Source organism: Providencia sp. CIM-Carb-044, assembly GCF_033901115.1.
Lineage (GTDB): Bacteria > Pseudomonadota > Gammaproteobacteria > Enterobacterales > Enterobacteriaceae > Providencia > Providencia hangzhouensis.
Genome location: NZ_JAXADV010000087.1, coordinates 1 through 309, shown reverse-complemented (window position 1 = coordinate 309; position 309 = coordinate 1). Strand labels below are relative to the sequence as shown.

Here is a 309-nt window from a genome sequence, read left to right as displayed (position 1 = left end):
CTTACAGTTGCATCGGGCAAATCGGAATAAATAGTAAGATTACCTTTAACCTGTGCCTGATTTCCTGCCTGATAATATACATTAACTTCATAGTCATGCACACCTTCAGCTAATGGGTTCAATACCGATATTTCCCATTGACCCAGTTTATTCGCTTTTTGTTCATAGGTATGATTATCAATGGTTAAAAATACATGAGTGTCTGGCTCCTTTGTCCCACTGAATTTTGGCGTATTTACATTGGTTATATCATCGACTTTTTCACCAGAGTCAGTCATAACATCTAAGCCACTAACAAGCTCAGGGGCT

The 309-nt window shown here is 38.5% G+C and carries 1 protein-coding gene; it reads right to left on the bottom strand.

What is annotated here, in order from left to right:
* On the bottom strand, nucleotides 1–309 hold a 309-nt coding region (locus tag SJ312_RS23410), incomplete at both ends, for an Ig-like domain-containing protein (RefSeq protein ID WP_319868430.1).